The sequence below is a fragment of the Bordetella sp. BOR01 genome (genome assembly GCF_019218885.1).
In the GTDB taxonomy this organism is placed as follows: Bacteria; Pseudomonadota; Gammaproteobacteria; order Burkholderiales; family Burkholderiaceae_B; genus Bordetella_A.
Map to the genome: position 1 here is coordinate 366,776 of NZ_JAHUWT010000003.1, position 18,833 is coordinate 385,608.

The 18,833-nt window shown below is 66.3% G+C and carries 18 protein-coding genes; 7 read left to right on the plus strand and 11 right to left on the minus strand.

What is annotated here, in order from left to right; all coding sequences use genetic code 11:
- Positions 1-13: 13 nt before the first annotated feature.
- The 5 genes from KW845_RS16520 (at position 14) to KW845_RS16540 (ending at position 4,978) form a co-directional block, all read left to right on the plus strand.
- Positions 14-793, plus strand: coding sequence for a GntR family transcriptional regulator (locus tag KW845_RS16520; protein ID WP_218370430.1), 780 nt, complete (start codon positions 14-16; stop codon positions 791-793).
- On the plus strand, positions 790-2,004 hold the full coding sequence (locus KW845_RS16525) for a CaiB/BaiF CoA-transferase family protein (protein WP_218370431.1): 1,215 nt from the start codon (positions 790-792) through the stop codon (positions 2,002-2,004). Before KW845_RS16520 ends, KW845_RS16525 begins: the two co-directional genes overlap by 4 nt.
- Positions 2,005-2,044: 40 nt before the next feature.
- On the plus strand, positions 2,045-3,598 hold the full coding sequence (locus tag KW845_RS16530; RefSeq protein ID WP_218370432.1) for an acyl-CoA carboxylase subunit beta: 1,554 nt from the start codon (positions 2,045-2,047) through the stop codon (positions 3,596-3,598).
- A gap of 122 nt (positions 3,599-3,720) precedes the next feature.
- On the plus strand, positions 3,721-4,710 hold the full coding sequence (locus KW845_RS16535; protein ID WP_218370433.1) for a tripartite tricarboxylate transporter substrate binding protein: 990 nt from the start codon (positions 3,721-3,723) through the stop codon (positions 4,708-4,710).
- Positions 4,711-4,756: 46 nt separating this feature from the next.
- Entirely contained in the window at positions 4,757-4,978 is a 222-nt protein-coding gene (locus KW845_RS16540; RefSeq protein WP_370628243.1) for a biotin/lipoyl-binding carrier protein, read from the plus strand.
- Here KW845_RS16540 and KW845_RS16545 read toward each other — a convergent pair.
- The 11 genes from KW845_RS16545 to KW845_RS16595 form a co-directional block, all read right to left on the minus strand.
- A complete protein-coding gene (locus KW845_RS16545) occupies positions 4,971-6,362 on the minus strand; it encodes an MmgE/PrpD family protein (RefSeq protein WP_218370434.1) in 1,392 nt (463 codons plus the stop codon). The genes KW845_RS16540 and KW845_RS16545 overlap by 8 nt on opposite strands.
- The gene (locus KW845_RS16550) at positions 6,359-7,768 is read right to left on the minus strand and encodes an FAD-binding protein (protein WP_255592704.1); all 1,410 of its coding nucleotides are present in this window, start codon (positions 7,766-7,768) and stop codon (positions 6,359-6,361) included. Before KW845_RS16550 ends, KW845_RS16545 begins: the two co-directional genes overlap by 4 nt.
- A 72-nt stretch (positions 7,769-7,840) precedes the next feature.
- Complete coding sequence (locus tag KW845_RS16555; RefSeq protein ID WP_218370435.1) at positions 7,841-9,271, minus strand: MmgE/PrpD family protein; 1,431 nt, start codon at positions 9,269-9,271, stop codon at positions 7,841-7,843.
- The gene (locus KW845_RS16560) at positions 9,256-9,951 is read right to left on the minus strand and encodes an ABC transporter ATP-binding protein (RefSeq protein ID WP_218370436.1); all 696 of its coding nucleotides are present in this window, start codon (positions 9,949-9,951) and stop codon (positions 9,256-9,258) included. Before KW845_RS16560 ends, KW845_RS16555 begins: the two co-directional genes overlap by 16 nt.
- A 22-nt stretch (positions 9,952-9,973) precedes the next feature.
- Positions 9,974-10,732 (minus strand): ABC transporter ATP-binding protein, encoded by a 759-nt coding sequence (locus KW845_RS16565; RefSeq protein WP_218370437.1) that lies wholly within the window; start codon positions 10,730-10,732, stop codon positions 9,974-9,976.
- A complete protein-coding gene (locus tag KW845_RS16570) occupies positions 10,725-11,600 on the minus strand; it encodes a branched-chain amino acid ABC transporter permease (protein ID WP_218370438.1) in 876 nt (291 codons plus the stop codon). Before KW845_RS16570 ends, KW845_RS16565 begins: the two co-directional genes overlap by 8 nt.
- 20 nt (positions 11,601-11,620) lie before the next feature.
- On the minus strand, positions 11,621-12,541 hold the full coding sequence (locus KW845_RS16575) for a branched-chain amino acid ABC transporter permease (protein ID WP_218370439.1): 921 nt from the start codon (positions 12,539-12,541) through the stop codon (positions 11,621-11,623).
- Positions 12,542-12,595: 54 nt separating this feature from the next.
- Positions 12,596-13,759, minus strand: coding sequence for an ABC transporter substrate-binding protein (locus KW845_RS16580; RefSeq protein WP_218370440.1), 1,164 nt, complete (start codon positions 13,757-13,759; stop codon positions 12,596-12,598).
- 29 nt (positions 13,760-13,788) lie between these two features.
- The gene (locus tag KW845_RS16585; protein WP_218370441.1) at positions 13,789-14,469 is read right to left on the minus strand and encodes an isochorismatase family protein; all 681 of its coding nucleotides are present in this window, start codon (positions 14,467-14,469) and stop codon (positions 13,789-13,791) included.
- An 11-nt stretch (positions 14,470-14,480) separates the two neighbouring features.
- Positions 14,481-15,851 (minus strand): dihydroorotase family protein, encoded by a 1,371-nt coding sequence (locus KW845_RS16590; protein ID WP_218370442.1) that lies wholly within the window; start codon positions 15,849-15,851, stop codon positions 14,481-14,483.
- A gap of 5 nt (positions 15,852-15,856) precedes the next feature.
- Positions 15,857-16,957 carry a GTP-binding protein gene (locus tag KW845_RS16595; RefSeq protein WP_218370443.1) on the minus strand — a complete coding sequence of 367 codons (1,101 nt, stop codon included), beginning with the start codon at positions 16,955-16,957 and terminating at the stop codon, positions 15,857-15,859.
- Between the two features lie 184 nt (positions 16,958-17,141).
- Here KW845_RS16595 and KW845_RS16600 point away from each other — a divergent pair, with 184 nt between their 5' ends.
- Entirely contained in the window at positions 17,142-18,023 is an 882-nt protein-coding gene (locus KW845_RS16600) for an IclR family transcriptional regulator (protein WP_218370444.1), read from the plus strand.
- A gap of 134 nt (positions 18,024-18,157) precedes the next feature.
- The gene (locus KW845_RS16605) at positions 18,158-18,826 is read left to right on the plus strand and encodes a GntR family transcriptional regulator (RefSeq protein WP_218370445.1); all 669 of its coding nucleotides are present in this window, start codon (positions 18,158-18,160) and stop codon (positions 18,824-18,826) included.
- The last annotated feature ends 7 nt before the right edge of the window (positions 18,827-18,833 follow it).

Consider the following 18,833-nt stretch of genomic DNA (forward strand, 5'->3'; position numbering starts at 1 on the left):
ATTGTGCTCTAAGATGAATCAACACTTCCTGCCGCGCCCCATCGTGTCCAAGCCCAGCCAACTTCTTACCGACCTGGAAAACGCCGTGGCCTTCCGCTTGTTCGAAGGCCGCCAGCACACCCCTACCCTGACCGTGCCCGAGCAGATCGCGGCCCAGGTGGGCGATGCCATCATCAAGGGCAAGCTGCTGCCCGGCGAAGCCCTGAACGAGCAGCGCCTGGCCGATTCGTTCCATGTCAGCCGCGGACCGGTGCGCGATGCCATCCGCATCCTGGAACGCGAAGGGCTGGCCACCATCTATCCGCGCCGCGGCGCCGTGGTCACCGACCTGACCCTGGACGAGGTGCGCGACATCTTCGAGATCCGCATCGGCCTGCTCGAAATCGTGGCGCGCAAGATCGCGGCCTGCCATACGCCCGAATACCTGGCCACCCTGCGCGCCGGTGTTGAAAAACTGGAAGCCCTGGCCCGCCTGGAAGACGACCAGGGCCGTTACGCCGAAACCTCGTACCGCCTGTCCATCCTGTCGGTGCGCAACTGCAACAACCCGCGCCTGACCCAGATGCTGACCGCGCTGTCGCTGCAAACGCTACGCTATTCCTACATCAGCCTGGCACCGGCCGAACGGCGTCGCGCGTCGGCCGTGCTGTGGCGCAAGGGCCTTGCCGCGCTTGAACGCGGCGATGCCAAGACCTATATCGCCATCTCGCGGCAGCGCGTCGAAGAATCCGGCACCGCCGTCGTGCGACGCCTGTCCGACAGCGCCCAGCAACCCTTGCGGAGACGAGCATGAACGCGGCCTCGCCCGGTCCGCTGGCGGGCCTGAAAGTGGTGGAGATCTGCTCCACCATTGCCGGTCCGGCCTGTGCGCGGCTGCTGGCCGACTTCGGCGCCGACGTCACCAAGGTCGAACCCCTGGAAGGCGACGGCGTGCGCCAGATGGGCCGGCATGTCGATGACGTGTCGCTGTACGCAGCCACCATCTTGCGCGGCAAGCGCTCGGTGTCGCTGGACCTGAAATCTGAACAAGGCCGCGCCATCACGCGCGCATTGGTAGACCGGGCCGACATCCTGGTGGAAAACAACCGCCCCGGCGTCATGGAACGCCTGGGCCTGGACTACGACACACTGTCGGCCACCAATCCCGGCCTGGTGATGGTACGCATCAGCGGCTACGGCCAGGACGGCCCCTACGCCGGCCGGCCCGGCTACGGCGCCATCTGCGAAGCCTTCGGCGGCGTGCGCCACATGACGGGCGACCCCGACCGCCCGCCCGCGCGCGTGGCCCTGGCCACCACCGATTACCTGACCGCCGTGTACGCGGCCTTCGGCGCCATGATGGCCATCCACGAACGCGGCCGCACCGGGCTGGGCCAGGTGGTGGACGCGGCCCTGTACGAGACGTCGTTCAGCCAGATGGAGCCCTACGTGCCGGCCTTCGAGAAGCTGGGCTTCGTGCCCAAGCGCGTGGGACCCAACCTGCCCACCATGGCGCCCAACAGCCTGTACCCCAGCGCCGATGGCGCCTGGGTGCTGATCGCCGCCAACAGCAACATCATCTTCAGCCGGCTGGCGCAGGTGATGGGGCAACCCGAACTGCTGGCAGACCCGCGCTTTGCCACGATCCGTGCGCGCGGCGAGCGCCAGAACATGACGGCGCTGGACGCCATCATCGGCGCATGGACCCGCCAGCACGATGCCGAACCCCTGGAACAGCTGCTGATCGCCGAATCGATCCCGGCCTCGCGCATCTACACCATTGCCGACATCTACGAAGACCCGCACTACGCCCAGCGCGGCATGCTGGTGCGCGTGCCGCACGACACCCTGGGGCATACCACCCAGGCCGGCGTCGTGCCCAAGCTGTCGCGCACGCCGGGCCATATCCGCCACAGCGGTCCGGACCTGGGTGCCGACACGCAGGCCGTGCTGCAAGAGCTGGGCATGACCGCTGAAGACATCCAGGCGCTGCAAGCGCAACAACTCATCAAGACCCGCCCGTAGCGCAGACACCGTCCCGGCGGGCATCCAACGGAGACCAGGCATGGAAGACACGCGCGGCGCACCCGCCGCCCAGGATTGGGAAGCAGAACGGCAAGAGCTGGCCCTGCGGCGTGAACAGGCTGCCGCCATGGGCGGGCCGCAAGCGCTGGACAAGCACAAGGCGCGCGGTCGCCTGAACGCGCGCGAGCGCATCGCGCTGCTATGCGATACCGGGTCGTTTCGCGAACTGGGGCGCATCGCCGGCAAAGGCCGCTACGATGCCGACGGCTTCTTCCAGTCCCTGTCGCCGGTCAACGCCATCATCGGCTCGGGCCGCGTCGAAGGCCGCAAGGCCATGATCTCGGCCGACGACTACACCCTGCGCGCGGGCTCGTCGGAAGCCACGATTTCCGACAAGTGGATCTACGCCGAACGCATGGCCCTGGACCTGAAGATGCCCCTGGTGCGCTTGGTGGACACCGCCGGCGGCAGCGTCAAGCTGCTGGAGCAGCAAGGCGCCAGCAAAATCCCCGGGTACCCGACCTGGCCGGTAGTGCCTTTGCTCGATGCCGTGCCCGTGGTGGGCGTGGCCCTGGGCGCCTGCGCGGGCCTGGGCGCCATCAAGGTGCTGATGTCCCATTTTTCGGTAATGGTGCGCGACCAGGCGCAGGTCTTCGCCGCCGGGCCGCCGGTAGTCAAGCAGGCCTACGGCATCGATATCGACAAGAACGAGCTGGGCGGCTACCAGGTGCATCGCCGCAGCGCGCTGGTGCATAACGAGGCCACCAGCGAAGAAGAAGCCTTTGCGCAGGTGCGGCGCTTCTTGTCGTACCTGCCCCGCCATGCGGGCCTGATGGCCGACCGCATTGCCGCCGACGACCCGCCCGGCCGCGCCGACGACTGGTTGAAAGACGCCATACCGAAAGACCGCCGCAAGATCTACGACCCGCGCAAGATACTGGCCTCGGTGTTCGACCGCGACAGCGTGTTCGAGATCGGCCGCTACCAGGGTGGCTCGACCATAACCGCGCTGGCCCGCCTGCATGGCTATCCGGTCGGCGTGCTGTGCAGCGACCCCCGCATATCGGGCGGCGCGATGACCACCACCTCGGCCTGGAAAATCGAGCGGCACGTCAAACTGTGCCAGACCTTCAACCTGCCCGTCGTGCACCTGGTAGACCAGCCTGGCAACGCCACCGGCCCCGAGGCCGAACTCAGCGGCACGCTGCTGGGGGCCGTGCGGGTGCTGACCACGATCGAAAAATCCACCGTGCCCTGGGTGTCCATCATCATGCGGCGGGCCTTCGGCATGGCGGGCGGCCTGCACGCGCCCAAGCACTTCCCGCAACTGAACCACCGCTTTGCCTGGCCCTCGGCCCGCTGGGGCTCGATACCCATCGAAGGCGGCGTGGCGGCGGCGCACCGCAACGATATCGCGGCCGCCGACGACCCCGCGACCGAACAGGCCCGGCTGGAAGCCTATTACCACCGCCTGGCATCGCCCTTTCGCACGGCCGAGAAGTTCGGCATGCTGGACGTCATCGACCCGCGCGAAACGCGCGATGTGCTGTGCGACTGGGTCGAAGATGCCTGGGAGGTCCTGAAAGCCCGCTAGTTCCGCTTTTTCCCATTGCCCCGATCCCGACGCAGCAGATTCCGCTATTCCATCAATGACGGATGCGCCGGCCACCAGGCCTTGGGCCGGGTGCCCGCGCCGAATTCCGCAAAGGAGACAAGATGAGCGCTTCATTTCGCAGCTTGATGGTGTGGGTGGCATTCGTGGCGGCCACCTTCGGGTGGCCCGCCGATGCCCAGTCGTGGAAGCCGCAGCACAGTATCGAATTCGTGGTGCCGGCAGGCCCGGGCGCCGCCCTGGACACCGCCGCGCGCGAGCTGCAGCGGCTGCTCGACAAGCAGAAGATACTGGACCAGACCCTGGTCATCACCAACAAGCCAGGCGGCAGCGGCGCGGTGGGCCTGCAGACCTTGCGCGCGCACGAGGGCGATTCGCACTGGCTGGGCACGTTCAGCACCGGCATGATCAGCGCCCGCGTCCTGCACCCCGATGCGCTTTCCTACGCCGAGATGACGCCCATTGCCTTGTTGCTGGAAGAGTCCATGCTGGTCGCGGTGCGGGCCGACTCGCCCTTGAAGAACGTACACGACCTGGTCGCCCAACTGAAGCAGAAACCCGACTCGCTGTCGATCGCGGTGGCCACCTCGGTAGGCAACCACATCCACCTGGCCATCGCCAAGCCGCTGAAGCAGGCGGGCGTGGACATCACCAAGCTGGTCATCGTGCCCTACAAGTCTTCTGGCGAATCCATCACGGCCCTGCTGGGCGGACACGTCGACGTGGTGTCCGCCTCGTCGCCCAATGTCCTGTCGCAGTACAAGGCCGGCACCATCCGCCTGTTGGCCGTGACCACGGCCGAACGCCTGCCGGGGCAGTTAGCGGCGGTGCCCACCTGGAAAGAACAAGGCATCGATGCGGTATCCACTTCGGTGCAAGGAGTGCTGGGGCCCAGGAACATGAGCCCCGCGCAGTTGCAGTACTGGGAAACCGCGCTGGCCAAGGTGGCCGCCAGCAAGGAATGGAACGACTTCCTGCAAACCCAGTTGTGGCGGCCGCGCTTTGCCAGGCACGAAGAAATGCAGAAAGTGCTGGATGCCGAATATGCATCCACGCGCGGCCTGCTGCTGGACCTGAACCTGGCCAGGCCCTGACGCCGGCCAAGGCTGTTTACTGGCGATAGACCAAGGAGAACCCGACGTGGGACGCATAAACGTGGTGGCCGAAGTTACCGGCACGGTATGGAAGATCGAGGCCCGGCCGGGCGCGGCGGTGCAGGCCGACGATGTCATCATCCTGGTGGAATCGATGAAGATGGAAATCCCGGTGCTGGCCATCGATGCGGGCAGCGTTGCCGAAATCCTGGTGAAAGAAGGGGAAGCGGTACAGGAGGGCCAGACGGTGGCCGTGATCGCTACCTGATTGCCGCTTCCGCTGCCCCTGCCTCATTCGCCGCCGGCGGCAACACATCGCCGTCCAATAGCGCCTGCCACAGGGCTTGCGGCTGCGGCGTGGCAAGGCCGGCGTTGCGCAGGAACTTGTCGCGCACCTGCTGCACCGCGGCCGGCCGCTCGGCGCTGCCCAGCACCTGCTCGACGCGTGCGGCGAGCACTGTCGCATCGTCCAGCGTCACCGACAATTCTGCACCGAAGCGTTCAGGAAAGCCGCTGTCCGGCCAATCGGATACGCCGATACGCGCGGCCAGCCGCAGGGCCGGCTCGCTCAGGGGCCCGGTGGTCATTGCCGTGACATCGATGGGCTGGTCCAGCAGGGCCATCGCCACGCAATACGGCAGGCTGTACTTGGCGTCGTTGGTATCGCGCGGCGCCTGCTTGCGTTCCCAGGGCTGCGCGATGACCAGGCCAGCGCCGTGCGCCACCCGGCAATGCGCCGATTCGATGCGCCGGCCCAATGCCTGCGCCTCGCCGCGCAATTGGTTGGCCGCCTCGAGATACGGATGAATGTAGTGGCAGCAGGGATACAGCTTGAATGCGGCGTCGCGCAAGACCCAGGCGGCCCCCAGGCTGTCGAGCCCGGCCGCCAGCCTGTCCCCCGCCGCCTGGTCGTCGGCGTAGGCCGCGTATATCCCGTGCTTGCCTTCCAGCACCGTCAGCGGGCCGGTCATGCCGGCCATGGCCAGGCCGGCGGCCCATAGGCCCGCATGCGCGGCCCAGCCCGGGTGCAGCGCCTTGACGTTGGAGCCATCGCTCAAGAATTCGAATATGCCGCTGGCCTGGCTACCCGCGATACCGCCGGCGCGCGCCACGATGTCGGCCGGCGCGCCGCGCGCGGCAGCCGCCAGCATGGCCGCCACGACGGCGCCGCCCACCGACGTGACCTGGAAGCCGCGGCGCTGGAACGCGCCAGCCGCCGCCTGTCCGACACGCACCAGCAGTTCCCAGCCGGCCACGGTCAGCCGCACGACCTCGGGCAGGCCCAGATCCAGTTCCTGCGCCACCGCCAACACCGGCGGCACGATGACCGAACTGCCATGCACGATCGAGCCCATATGCGTATCGTCGTACTCCAGCGAGTGCATGGATGCGCCGTTGGCCAAGGCCGCCACCGTGGCGGGCGCGGAGATACCCATGCCCAGCACCGCGGCCTTGCCCGGCGCGGGAAACTGGGCCAGCAGCTTCGCCAGGAAGGCACGGTGCGCCGGCACGCTGGACGCGGCCAGCCCCACGCCGATCGCATCGGCCAGGTGCAGGCGGGCCAGTTGCTGCACATCGTGCGGAACATCGCGCAGCGACAGGCCATGCAGGAAGACCGCCATGCGCACTGCGGCGGGCTGGCTGGCGCTCATGCCCGCGGCTCCGCGGCCGCGCGGCCGGCCAGGTAGCCCAGGCCGATAGCCGTCAGCAGGCCATTGCCCGAACAATAGCCCTCGGCGCCCGAACTGCCGCTGATGCCCGCCGCCGCGCCGCCGCCGGCATACAGCCCGGCGATGGCCGAACCGTCGTCACGCAACACCCGGCCGGCCGCGTCGACCGCCAACCCGCCCTGGGTGTGGAACAGGCCCGGCGTCACCCGGCAGATCCACAGTTTTCCCGTCAGCGGCGCCATGCCGAAATGCCTGCGCCCTTGCGGATCGGCGCTGGCGCCCTCGGCGCCGGCCGCCTGGTTGTAATCGGCCAGCGTGCGCGCCAGCGCCGCTTGCGGCAGTTCGAAAATGGCGGCCAGCCCCGCCACGCTGTCGCTGCCCTTCACGCCGTTGTGGTCGACCAGTTCCTGGAATTCTTCTTCTTTGCTCGCCAGGGCCTTGATCCGGTCGTCGAAAATGGCATACACCGGGCCTGCCTGGCCCAACACCCGCTTTGCATAGCCCGAATAGCCCAGGTCTTCGTTGCCGAAGCGCTGGCCGGCCGCATTCACCAGAATGCCGCCCTTCTCTATCGTGGTCCACGACAGCAGCGATCCATGCGGATAGGCCACCGCCGCATAACCCTGGTAGGCCTGCATGTTCGCCAGCCGCGCGCCCAGCTGCCGGCCCCAGAGCACGGCCTCGCCCTCGCTGCCCAGCGCGCCGAAGTACTCGGCACCCGCGATCTCGGTGCAGTACGTTCGCACCAGTTCGCGGTTGGCGGCAAATCCATTGGTGGCCAGGATCACCCCGCGGGCGCCGATGCGCGATGTCTCGATGCCGGGCCCCGTCACCGCCGCGCCGACGATCGCGCCGCCATCGTCCACATACAGGGTGGACACGGCATTGTTCACGGCCAGGGGGATGTCGCGGCGGCCAACCGCGGCCAGCAAATCGTCCACCAGATCCTGTCCCCGCCGCGACACCGGCGCATGCAGGCGCGGCACGGTGTGACCTACGTGGCAGTAGTCGGTAATCAGCGCCATGCGGGCACCCACGGTGTCGACCAGCCATTCGCACAGGCTGGCCGATAGCGCGGCCATGCGGCGCGTCAACGCAGGCAGCTCACTGTGGCCGGCCATGCGCTCCAGGTCGGCAACCATATGGTCGGCCGAGTCGGCGATGCCTGCCTCGCGCTGAAAGCGGCTGCCGGCGCCCGGCACCGATCCCGTGCTCAGCGAAGAATTGCCCCCGGGGCGCTCGCGCTTTTCCAGGATGGCCACGCCGGCACCCTTGTCATGTGCCGCGATGGCGGCAGCCAGGCCGCAAGCGCCGGCCCCCACCACCAGTACATCCACCTCCATATCCCATTCGGTGCCGGGGTCGTGCCGCTCGATGACTGCTTGCATCACTGGTTCCTTCCGCTTGCCCTGGCCGTGCCAAGGCGGTTCATCGGTACCGCGCCTGGCGCGGCCTGCCGCTCAGGCGGCGGTAAGTGCCTGCATCCATTCGTGCCATGGGCCATGCAAGGGCGGCACGCCCGGGGGCACCTGGGCCTGGCCGGCGGCCATGTCGACCAAGGCATGCAGGACGCGCGGCGCCTGGGGGGCCTGTCCACGGCATAGCGACTCGATCTTGGACCAGACATCCTGGTCGTCGAAGGGCTGGTCCGGCCCGCCGCGCGCGCTCCAGCACGTCTGTTCCAGCGTGCCATCCGCTGTCTCAAGTGCCACCGTCGCGGGGCGGTCCAGGGGCCAGGGCCTGGGATCGGGAAATGGCTGCAGCGACACCAGGCGGCGCAGCCGCGCAATGCGCGGATCAGCCAACGACGCGCTGTCGAAGGCCGTGGCGCCGCCATGCCCATGCACGACGGCCGCCGCCACGGCGTGCGGCAGCGAGAACTTCGCTCCCAGCGTCGTGGTCGGTTCGCGGTTGTCCAGGCCATGGGCCAACGGATGCGCCAGAACCCGAATCGCGGTAACGCGGTCACCGCCCAGCAAAGACGCATCGCCGGCAATCAGCGCCTGCACCGCCTCGATGGCAGAGTGGGCGTACTGGCAGCAGGCGTTGATCTTCTGGTAGCCATACGCCACCGCCCATTCGCCCTCGTCGTGAAATGCCGCCAGGTCGGTGGCGGCGCCCAGGGCGGTGACGTAGACGTCGTACGGCGTACAGGCACTGCCGCCTATGCCGGCTTGCGCCTGCTCGACCGCCAGCATGCCCATGGCTGCCCCCTGCGCGGCCCAGGCATTGCGAACCAGCACCCCTTGCAGTGCCTGGTTGAATGGGCCGGCCATGCCCATCGAGCAGGCACCCGCCACCGCACTCAGCACGGTGTCGGGCGGCAAGCGGCGCAAGATGGCGACGCCGGCGGCGGCTCCCACCGGCGCCAACAGGGCGTGCGGATGAATGCGCATGGGCGTGAAACGCCACGCGCGCGCCACGCGCGTGACCAGTTCGTAGGCCAGCACCAGCGCGTGCAGCACGTCGCTGGCGCTCGCGCGCTCTTGTTCGGCCGTGGCCATCAAGGCCGGCAGCACGTACAGGCCGCCATGGCACACTGCCTTGCGATAGCCCTCGTCCAGTTCGTTCCAGCCCATCGCCAGGGCATTCTGCGTAGCGGCGGCATAGGGGCCGACGCCTGGCGCATGCGGAGCAAGCAGCGACGCGCCGCCCTGCGGCGGCCGCGCCAGCATGACCTGCCGGGCCTGCGCGACTTGCGGCTCGTCCAGCGCGCTGAACGCCGCGGACACATCGTCGGCCACGATCATGGCGGCGCGCCGGCGTACCGGTGCGGCAAGGTCTTGCCATTGCGCGGCAACCACCCGCCGCACGCAGGCCGCGAAGGCGTCCGCCGCCGCCTGCCGGGCCGCCGCGTCCGCCGCGGGATCAGGGTTCAGAACAGGTCCCATAGGCTCTCCTGGCCAAGCAGGTCGGCACTGGCGCCGTCGTAGATCACGCGCCCCGACTTGATCACGATGGCTCGCTCGACATTCTGCAGCGTGGCTTGCACATTCTGTTCCACGATCACGATCGTGGTCTTGCGGCTGCGGTTGATCTCGCTGATGCTTGCCAGCACATCGCGCACGATCACGGGTGCCAGGCCGATGGTGGGCTCGTCGAGCAGCAGGATCGAAGGCTGCGTCATCAGGGCCATGCCCAGGGCCAGCATCTGCTGCTGCCCGCCGCTGAGCGAGCCGGCCACTTGCTCGCTGCGTTCGGCCAGCAGCGGGAACAAGGCATGGACTTCGTCAAAGGCCCGCTTGCGCGCCGCCAGGTCGTGGCGCATGCCGGCGATATTCAGGTTCTGCTGCACCTGCAGGTCGCGAAAGACATTGTTGCCCTGGGGCACGAACGCCATGCCATAAGTCACGTTCACGTGCACTTCATTGGCGCGCACCACCTGGCCGCGATACTGCACGCTGCCCTGCACGCGCTCCAGGTCGCCCATGCAGGCCTTGAGCAGGGTCGTCTTGCCCGCGCCGTTATGGCCGAATATGCCGACGCGCTGCCCATCGGGCACCTGGATCGACAGGTCGTGCAACACATGCAGCTTGCCATAGTGCACGTTGAGGTCTTTCAGTTCCAGCATTCGATGTCCCCGGTGGCGGCGGTCATTGGCCGAAGTACAGGTCGGCCAGCGTCTTGCTTTGCAGCAGCGTGGCCACGTCGCCGCGTTCCAGGATCCGGCCTTGCGCCATGAACACGGCGCTGTTGCACAGATCGCGAATGAACGACACGTTGTGCTCTACCACGCACACGGCCCGCCCCGACGCGGCCTCTTCGCGAACGATCTCGCGCATCGTCTCGTAGGCCATGCCCTCGACGCCCGCCATCGGCTCATCCAGCAACAACAGCGGCCCCTGGCTCATCAACGCGCGCGCCAGGCCCACCAGCTTTTGCTGCCCGAACGTGATGTCGTTGACGTTGGCATCGGCCAGCGCCGACAGTTTCATGCGCTGCAAGATCCGCATGGCTCGCTCGCGAGACTGCTGCTCGGCGCGCCGTATGGCGGCACCCGCCGTCAGCAGCCGCCATAGCGATTCGCCCGGGTAGTCGGTGGCCGCCACCAGCAGGTTTTCCAGCACGCTCAACGAACCGAACAGGCGCATGTGCTGCCAGGTACGCGCAACGCCGGCACGCGCCCGCGCATACAGCGGCATGCCCGACAACGCCCGCCCGTCGAGCAAGATGGATCCGCTATCGGCCGGAAATACGCCCGATATCAGGTTGAACAGCGACGTCTTGCCCGCCCCGTTCGGCCCGATCAGGCCCAGGATCTCGCCGGCCTTGAGTTCCAGCGTGATCTGGTCGGCCACCACCACGCCGCCGAAGCGCTTGCATACGCCTTGCAGGCTCAGCACGCTATTCATGGTTGCCCCCGGCCGAGACACGCTTGCTCGAGGGCACCAGCCCCTGCGGCCGCAAGAACAGGAACAGGATCACCAGCGACGTGAAGATCACCCCCTGCAGCGGCCCCATGACGGAAGACGGCAGGTTCAGGAAGGTAATCGCTTCCGGCAGCAGCAACAGCAACACCGCGCCCACCACCGGCCCGTAGACCGACCCCATCCCCCCCACCACGACCATGGTCAGGATCATGGCCGACTGCAAGATCTGGAACTGATCGGGCGTCAGGTATTGGTAGTAGTAGGCATACAGCCCGCCCGCCACGCCGGCCACGCCCGAGCCTACCGCGAAGATGGCGATCTTGATGTTCATGGCATTGCGGCCCAGCGCCCGAAACGCCAGTTCGTCATCGCGCATGGCCTGGATCGCCCGGCCGTACGGCCCGCGCACCAGGGCCCGCAGCGCCACCACCACCAGCACGGCCAGGCCCAGCGCTACCGCCGCGAACACCTGGCTGCGGTGTTCCTGCACCACATTGGGTATGCCGCCCAGTCCGCTGGCGCCCCCCACGAACTCCAGGTTCTTGATGATCTCCAGCAGCCCCAGCTGGAACCCGATGCTGGTGATCAACAGGTAATCGCCGGAAATGCGCAAGGACGGAAGCGACAGCATGAACGAGGCCAGCATGGCCACCACGAAGCCCGCCGCGACGCTAAGCACGGGGTGCAGGCCGAACTGCGTGCTCAAGACCCCCACGGTATAGGCGCCCAGCGCGAAGAAGATCGGATGTGCGATGCTGATCAGCCCGCCGAAGCCGATGATCAGGTTGAAGCTGGACGCCAGAATCACGTACAGCCCGATCAGCACCAGTAAAGAAGCTACATATTCCATGAGTGACTCCGATCCGCGTATCAGGTGCCCGCCGCGGCCGACGTGGCCGCGGGTTTCCCGCGCCGCCGGCGTGCCAGGCGCACCCCTTGCGGGAAGAACAGGATCGTGATGAACAGCAGCGCATACAGGATCAGGCTTTGCCAGGCAGACGGAATGACCAGGATGCTGAAGGCGCGCAGCAACCCCAGGAACACGGCCGCGATGGCCGCTCCGAACACATTGCCCATGCCGCCCAGCAAGGCTGCGATAACCGCGAACAGCATCATTTCCAGGGGCGTGTTGGGCACCATCGACGCCCGCGTGCCGAACAGGTACATGCCGGCGGCGATCAGCACCGCCGCAATCACGAACGTCAGCGCATAGACCCGCCTGACATTCACCCCGTACAACCGGCTCAGGTGCGGGTTGTCGGCTGCCGCGATCATGTACTGCCCGTGGCGCGTGCGCTTCATGACGAAGAACAGCAGCGCCATCAAGACCACCGTGAATGCAATGGCCTTCAAGTCCCATTCGCTGACCACCACCCCACCCACGATATACGAGGCCGACATGATGGTCGCCGCCAGCGACACCGGCTCGGTGCCGGCAACCATGGCCAGCAGGTACTGCACCAGTTCGGACAACACCAAGGTGAAGATGAAGAAGGTCAGCGGCGGCGAATGGCGGCGGCGGAACGTCTGCAATCCGTATACCTCCATGGCCAGTGCCGCGGCGATGGCCGCGGCCGCGCCCAGCGCGAACGCGGCGTAGCCCGGCCAGCCCAGTTTCTGTATGGCCAGGTACATCGTGTAGTAGGCAATCCCCATCAGTCCGGCCTGGGCGAAGTTCCATACCTTCACCACCTTCAGCACCAATGCGAAGGCCGCCGCCAGCAGCACCGCATAGGTCGAGTTGGCCAGGCCGGTCCAGAAGATCTGCAATAGGGTCTGGAAATCCAGCATTCCTGCTCCTAGCAAGGCGGCCAGGGCCGCCTCTTGAAGACGCGATGGGCGCGTTTACTCGACCGTGGCTACCGGCGTGAACGCACCGTTCTTGACCTCGAACAGGTACACCGGCTTCTTCACCCGATGGTCGGGACTGACCAGCAGCTTGCCCGTCATGGGCAGGTCGAATTCGGCGATATCGACCAGTGCCTTGCGCATGTTCGCCCCCGACAGCGGCTGGCCGGTTTTCAGCAGATGGCTGTACAGGTCGCTGATCAGGTAGGGCATGTCATACAGGTATTGGGTATACGGCAGCCCGTTGGGGATGCGGCCCTCGGTCTTTTTCCAGCGCTCGACGAATTCGGCGATTTCCGGATTCTGCTCGGCCGACGGCGCCAGCGCCGAGACCAGCAGGCCCTCGGCGGCCGCCCCCAGTTGCTGTATGACCTTGGGGTTGTAGCCCGCCGAGTAGGTGGAGATCGGCTGCTTGATACCCAGCTGGCGCAGTTGGGCAATCACTTGCGGCAGGTCGGAAACCAGCCCCTGCACGTGGATGATGTCGGGGTTCGATGTCCGCACCTTCAGCAGCGCCCCCGTGTAATCGGTCGATTGCGCATCGTAGGCTTCATAGGCCACTACCTTGCCGCCCATCTGCTGGAACGCTTCACGGTAGATCTTGGCGCCTTCCACCCCGCTGTCGTTGTGGATATACAGCACGGCGGCCCGCTCCTTCTTCAGCGTGTCGCGTGCGTATCTTGCCTGCGCGACGACGTCCACGTCCGCCAGCGGGTAGGTGGTGTAGATGTAGTCGCCCAGCTTGGCGATCTCGGGCGAATTCGCTCCCACGCTCAGGCCCAGCACTTCACTGCGATTGGCGATCGGCGCAACGGCCTTGACCACGGCGCTCCAGGCAGTGCCGAACACCGGCACTTTATCCACGTTCACCAGGCGGTTCACCGCGTTGATCCCCAGCCGCGGATCGGCCTGGGTATCCAGCAGGATCATCTCGAGCGGATGTCCGTCGACCCCGCCCTTCGCGTTGATGTCCTGTACCGCCCATTGCGCGGCCTTGGCCTGGTCGGCGCCGAACAGCGCCTGCGAACCGGTCAGCGGCATGGCCAGGCCGAACTTCAGGGGTGTCTTGGCGGCGGGCTGCGCCATGGCAGTGCCGGACCATCCAGTGCACGCGGCGGCCAGCGCCAGCGCGGCCACGAGGTTTCTGCGAACTTGTTTCATGTCATTCCCCTTGCGATTGTGTGGACAACTTAGCCGCCGACTTTCTGCAGGCTGGCAATGACCGATTCGGTAGTTCCGACATCGGCGTATTTTTCGGACATGTCGAACAGGTTGACCGCGTGCGATACCTGGCTGCGGTCATACACCGCGTCCTGGGGCACCATCACTTTGAAGTTCAGCGAAAAGGCATCCACCACGCTGCCGCGCACGCAACCGCTGGTGGTGCAGCCCGTGACGATCAGGGTGTCGGCCTGCAGGTCGATCAGGTGGCTGGCCAGCGCGGTGCCGAAGAACGCGCTGGGGTGCTTCTTGGGCAGCAGGACATCGCCGTCGCGCGGCGCCACTTCTTTCACGAAATCGTAGCCGTGGGCCGGAATGTTCATGATGGCGGGCACCTTCTCGGCCAGGCGGCCGCCCTCGGCCGCCTTCTTCGGCGCCACGTGCGGATACAGCACGGGCCAGTTCTTGGCCCTGAAGACGGCCAGCAGCTTCTGGATGTTCGCCACCGCGTGCCAACCGGTTTCGCCGCAACTGGTGGGGAATTCCTTGATCGCTTCCCAGAAAGGCTGCGGCGTGGTGCCCACCGTCCGGTATTGCACGTCGATGATCAACAGGGCCGGGCGCACGCCCAGCCCCGACGGCCGGCCAAAACCCGCCGCCCGGTAGGCGCGCTGCTCATCCTCGCTGATGATGTTGTCCCAGGGTTTCATTGCGGTTTCCTTCAATTCGATTTCAATTCACGTGACAGATACTTGCCATGACCGGGCTTGCCGACGATCTTGCCGTCCTGCATGACCGTTTCCCCGCGCACGATGGTGCGTACCGGCCAGCCTTTCAGGCTCCAGCCGTCGTACAGGCTGTAGTCCGAGTACGACCCGAGCTCCTGCGCGTTCACGGTGCGCACCTTGTCCAGGTCCACCAACGTAAGGTCGGCATGGGCGCCCACTTGCAGCGACCCCTTGTCGGGGTCCAGGTTGAAGATCTGCGCGGGGCGGCGCGTCAGCAGGTCGGCAATGCGCGACAGCCCCAGGCGCCCTTTGTGGTAGCCCTCGGACAGCAGCACCGGCAGAATCGTGGCCGTGCCCGGGAAACCCTGCGATGCCAGCCACATCGGACGCTCTTTGGTCGATTTCTTGCGCGGCACGTGATCGGATGCCACCACGTCGATGCTGCCGTCACGCAAGCCTTCCCACATGGCCTGCACGTCGTCGTCGGAACGAAACGGCGGGTTGGCCTTGCCCAGCGGCCCGATATCGGCGTTCTCGTCGTGCGTCAGGTAGTGCGGGCAGGTTTCCACATAGACGTGCTCGTAGCGCTGGCGCCACCGGCGCACTTCGTCCAGCGCCATGCGCGTGCTCAAGTGCGGAATATAAATACGGGCATTCAGGTGCTCGGCGAACATCATCGCGCGCACGCAGCTCTCGGCCTCTGTAAACGCCGGCTTGCAGGCCGACCAATCCTTCAGGGTGTCGCGTCCTTCGGCCTGCAGGCGTTTGCGCAACCGGTTGACGATCTCGATGTTCTCGGTGTGGCACACCACCTTCACATCGCCCAGCTTCGCCGCCTGCGCAAGCAGATCGTAGAAGTAGCCATCGTCGGTGCCGTCCAGCCCCAGGTAGCGGCCCTCTTCGCCCTTGAAATTCATGAAGTACTTGAACGAGGTCACACCGTACTTTTCCACGTACTCGGCCAGTTCGCGCACGTGCATCTCGTTGGCCACGCTGAAGTGAAAGCCGTAGTCGACATGGGCGCGCGTGCGCGCGTATTCCTGCTCGCGGCGATAGACGTCGGTATAGCCTTCGTTATTCAGGAAATAGCCCAGCACCGTCGTGAAGCCGCCCTGCGCCGCATACACCGTCTCGGTTTCGTACTCGGTGATTTTCTCGCCGAAGCCAAAGTGGATATGCGCGTCGATCAGGCCCGCGAACACATGCAGGCCGTGCGCGGACATCTCGGGCGCCCCCGACCCTACCGGGGTGCCGGGGGCCAGATGCGCGGCGATGCGACCGTCCTGGATCAGCAGGTCCAAAGGGCGTCCTTCATTCTGCGCGTCGACGACAGTGCCGCCGCGCAAGACGAAATCATGGGACATCAGAGCTACTCCGAATGGGTGGGAACAAAACTGGAAAGTTCGGCCAGCGTGGCCGGAAGGAAACCGGGTTCATCGATCCGCAACGCCGCCAGGCTTTGTTCCAGCCAGGCGGGGTCCAGGTCCACCCCGATGCACACCAGGCGCGAACGGGGGTCGGGGTCGGGCCAGGTGTCGACGGGGCCGGGCGGGTGAAAGACCTTGCCCACGGTTTGCATGAAAACGAATGGGCGTACGGGGTCCTGCATGCGCAGCAGCCCCTTGCCGCGCAGCAGGTTGTCGCCGTAGTGGTTCGACACCAGGTGCCACCAGGCCGCCAGGCCGGGCCATGGAATCAGATGATCGATGTAGAAACCCAAGGTGCTCACGCGTGAATGGAACAGCGAATGCGCGTGGCCGTCGCCGTGGGCATCGTGCGCATCGTGGGCGTGGTGGTCATGGCTATGCGGTTCGGCGCGGGTAGCGGCCATGGCGGCGTGCACGGCCTGCCTTTGCGGGCCGCCAGCCGCGGCCGTGAAGGTGGCATCGGCCGCATTGCCTGCCACCGACTCGCGCAGCACCGCGGTGGGGTTCATCGAGACGACGGCCTGCCGCAAGCGGCGCAGATCGTCCGGCGGCGCCAGGTCTGCCTTGGTGATCACGACACATTCGGCCGCGGCCAGTTGCCGTACGGATTCGGGCTGCGTGGCCAACTGCCGCAGGCCTTGCTGGCCATCGACGGTCACGATCACCTGGTTCAGCGCGATGCTGTCGGCCAGGATCTTGTCGCCCAGCAGCGAATGCAGGATGGGTAGCGGTTCGGCCAATCCGGTGGTTTCCACCACGATGCGCGACAGCGGGGTGCCGCGGGTCCGGGCGGTGGCGCATACGTCCAGCAGGGTTTCCCGCAGGGTGCCGCTCAAGGTGCAGCACAGGCACCCGGATTCCAGCAACATGACGTTGTCGGTAACCTGCGCCAGCACCAGTTGGTCGATGCCGATATCGCCGACTTCATTGACCACCACGGCCGTGCCCGCCGACAGCGGCGAACGCAGCCACGCGTTCAGCAACGTCGTCTTGCCGCTGCCCAGGTAACCCGTGAGCAGGTCGCAATCAACACGCACGGACATGCAGAAATGCCTCTTGAAGTAATGCCTGCCGGCCGCTTGCCTGCACAGCACGCGTATATCGACAAGCGAAATTCTATTTCAACAAGCATAACTAATCATTTAACGTTACGCTAGAGAAAATTCGATATCGACATACGTAACAATGCAGCACATGCCTGGGCACTATGCCCGGTTCGGAGCCCGAATGCGTCAGAATCCCGTCTATCCCCTGTTGAATACCGGCCCGAACCGCCCCATGACCGAAAAAAACCCCAATTCCGTGGAAGCCGTGAAGGTGGCCGTGCGCGTGCTCGACGAACTGGCGCTGCAGCAGCGGCCCATGGGCGTGACCGAGCTGGCAGACGCGCTGGGCGAGACCAAGCCCCGCATCCACCGCCATCTTTCCACCCTGAAAGAAATGGGCCTGATAGAACAGGAACGCACCACCGACCGCTACCACCTGGGATGGCGCGTATTCCAGCTTGGCGAAGCGGCGGGCAACCAGTTCGACCTGCGCGCGCGGGCCGAGCCTTACATGGTGCGCATACGTGATGCGCTGAAAGAAACCGCGGTGCTGGCGGTACCCATCAACGGCACGCCCATGGTGATCGCCACGGTCGAGAACATCTACGGCCGCATCCTGATCACCGTGAAGCCGGGCAACCGGCCCCTGCCCCATTGCTCGGCATTGGGGCGGCTGACGCTGGCATTCCAGCCCAAGCCCGTGATCGAGGCCCGCCTGGCCCAGTCATTGCAGCCCGAGACCAGCCTGTCGCTGACCGATCCGGCCCGCATCCGCCAGCGCCTGGACATGATCCGGCGCCAGTTCTACGAGGTCTCCGACGGCGAAATGATGATAGGCGTGAACACCATCGCCGTCCCCATCTTCCGCAATGGCGATCAGCTGGCGGGCGCGCTGGCCGTCGTGGGGTCGATCCAGAATATTCCGAACCCGCCCCGCCGGGTCCAGGTAGAGGTGCTGCAGCATTGCGCCGCCGAACTGTCCAGCCAGCTGAGCAGCGAAGCCTATGCCGACTGGCACCTGCGCGAAAGCGCGTCCGAGATCCTCAGCGGCCTGGCGCCGTAGCGGCGCATGCCGCGCCGCTGACCGCAAGGCATGAACACTTGCCTGTACGCCGGCTCGGGTCATAATCGGCATATTCATGGCGAGCCAGAAGATGAAAGACCATACGAAGCGATTCACGGCAAGGGCGGGGCTGCATGCCTAGCGCGCGCGACCTGGTATACGGAGAACTGCGCCGGCGCTTGATGTCGGGCGCCTTCCTGCCCGGCGAGCGGCTGCGCGAAGAGCACATCGCCAGCGAACTGGCCGTCAGCCGCACGCCGGTGCGCGGCGCCATCGAACGGCTGGTCGAAGATGGCCTGGTCGCGCGCGAGGGACGGCGTGGCGCCGTGGTGCTGGGGTGGCTCGACCGCGACATCACCGAAGCCTTCGAATTGCGCCTGCTGCTCGAACCGTATGCGGCGCGCGCGGCCGCCAGCCGCGCCAGTGGCGAGCAGGTCGACGAGCTCGAGCAAATCAACGAACACATGCTGCGCGCGGTGCAGTCCGACGATGCCGACCACGTCGCGCAGGTCCAGCACTACAACAACCGCTTCCACCACGCACTGCTGGCGGCCGCGCAATCGGCGCGCGTACGCTCGCTGGTGGAAAACCTGCTGGACCTGCCGATCATCATCGGTTCGTTCTATTTCTACAGCCGCGACGACATGCTGCACAGTGTCGAACAGCATCGCCAGATCATCGCGGCCCTGCGCGCACGCGATCCCGATTTCGCCGAGACCGCGATGCGCTTTCACCTGGCGGCCACGCACCGCCTGTTTCGCAACCAGCGCAAGCCCAGCGCCGGCACCGGCCACTCTTGCTGAGCAGCCG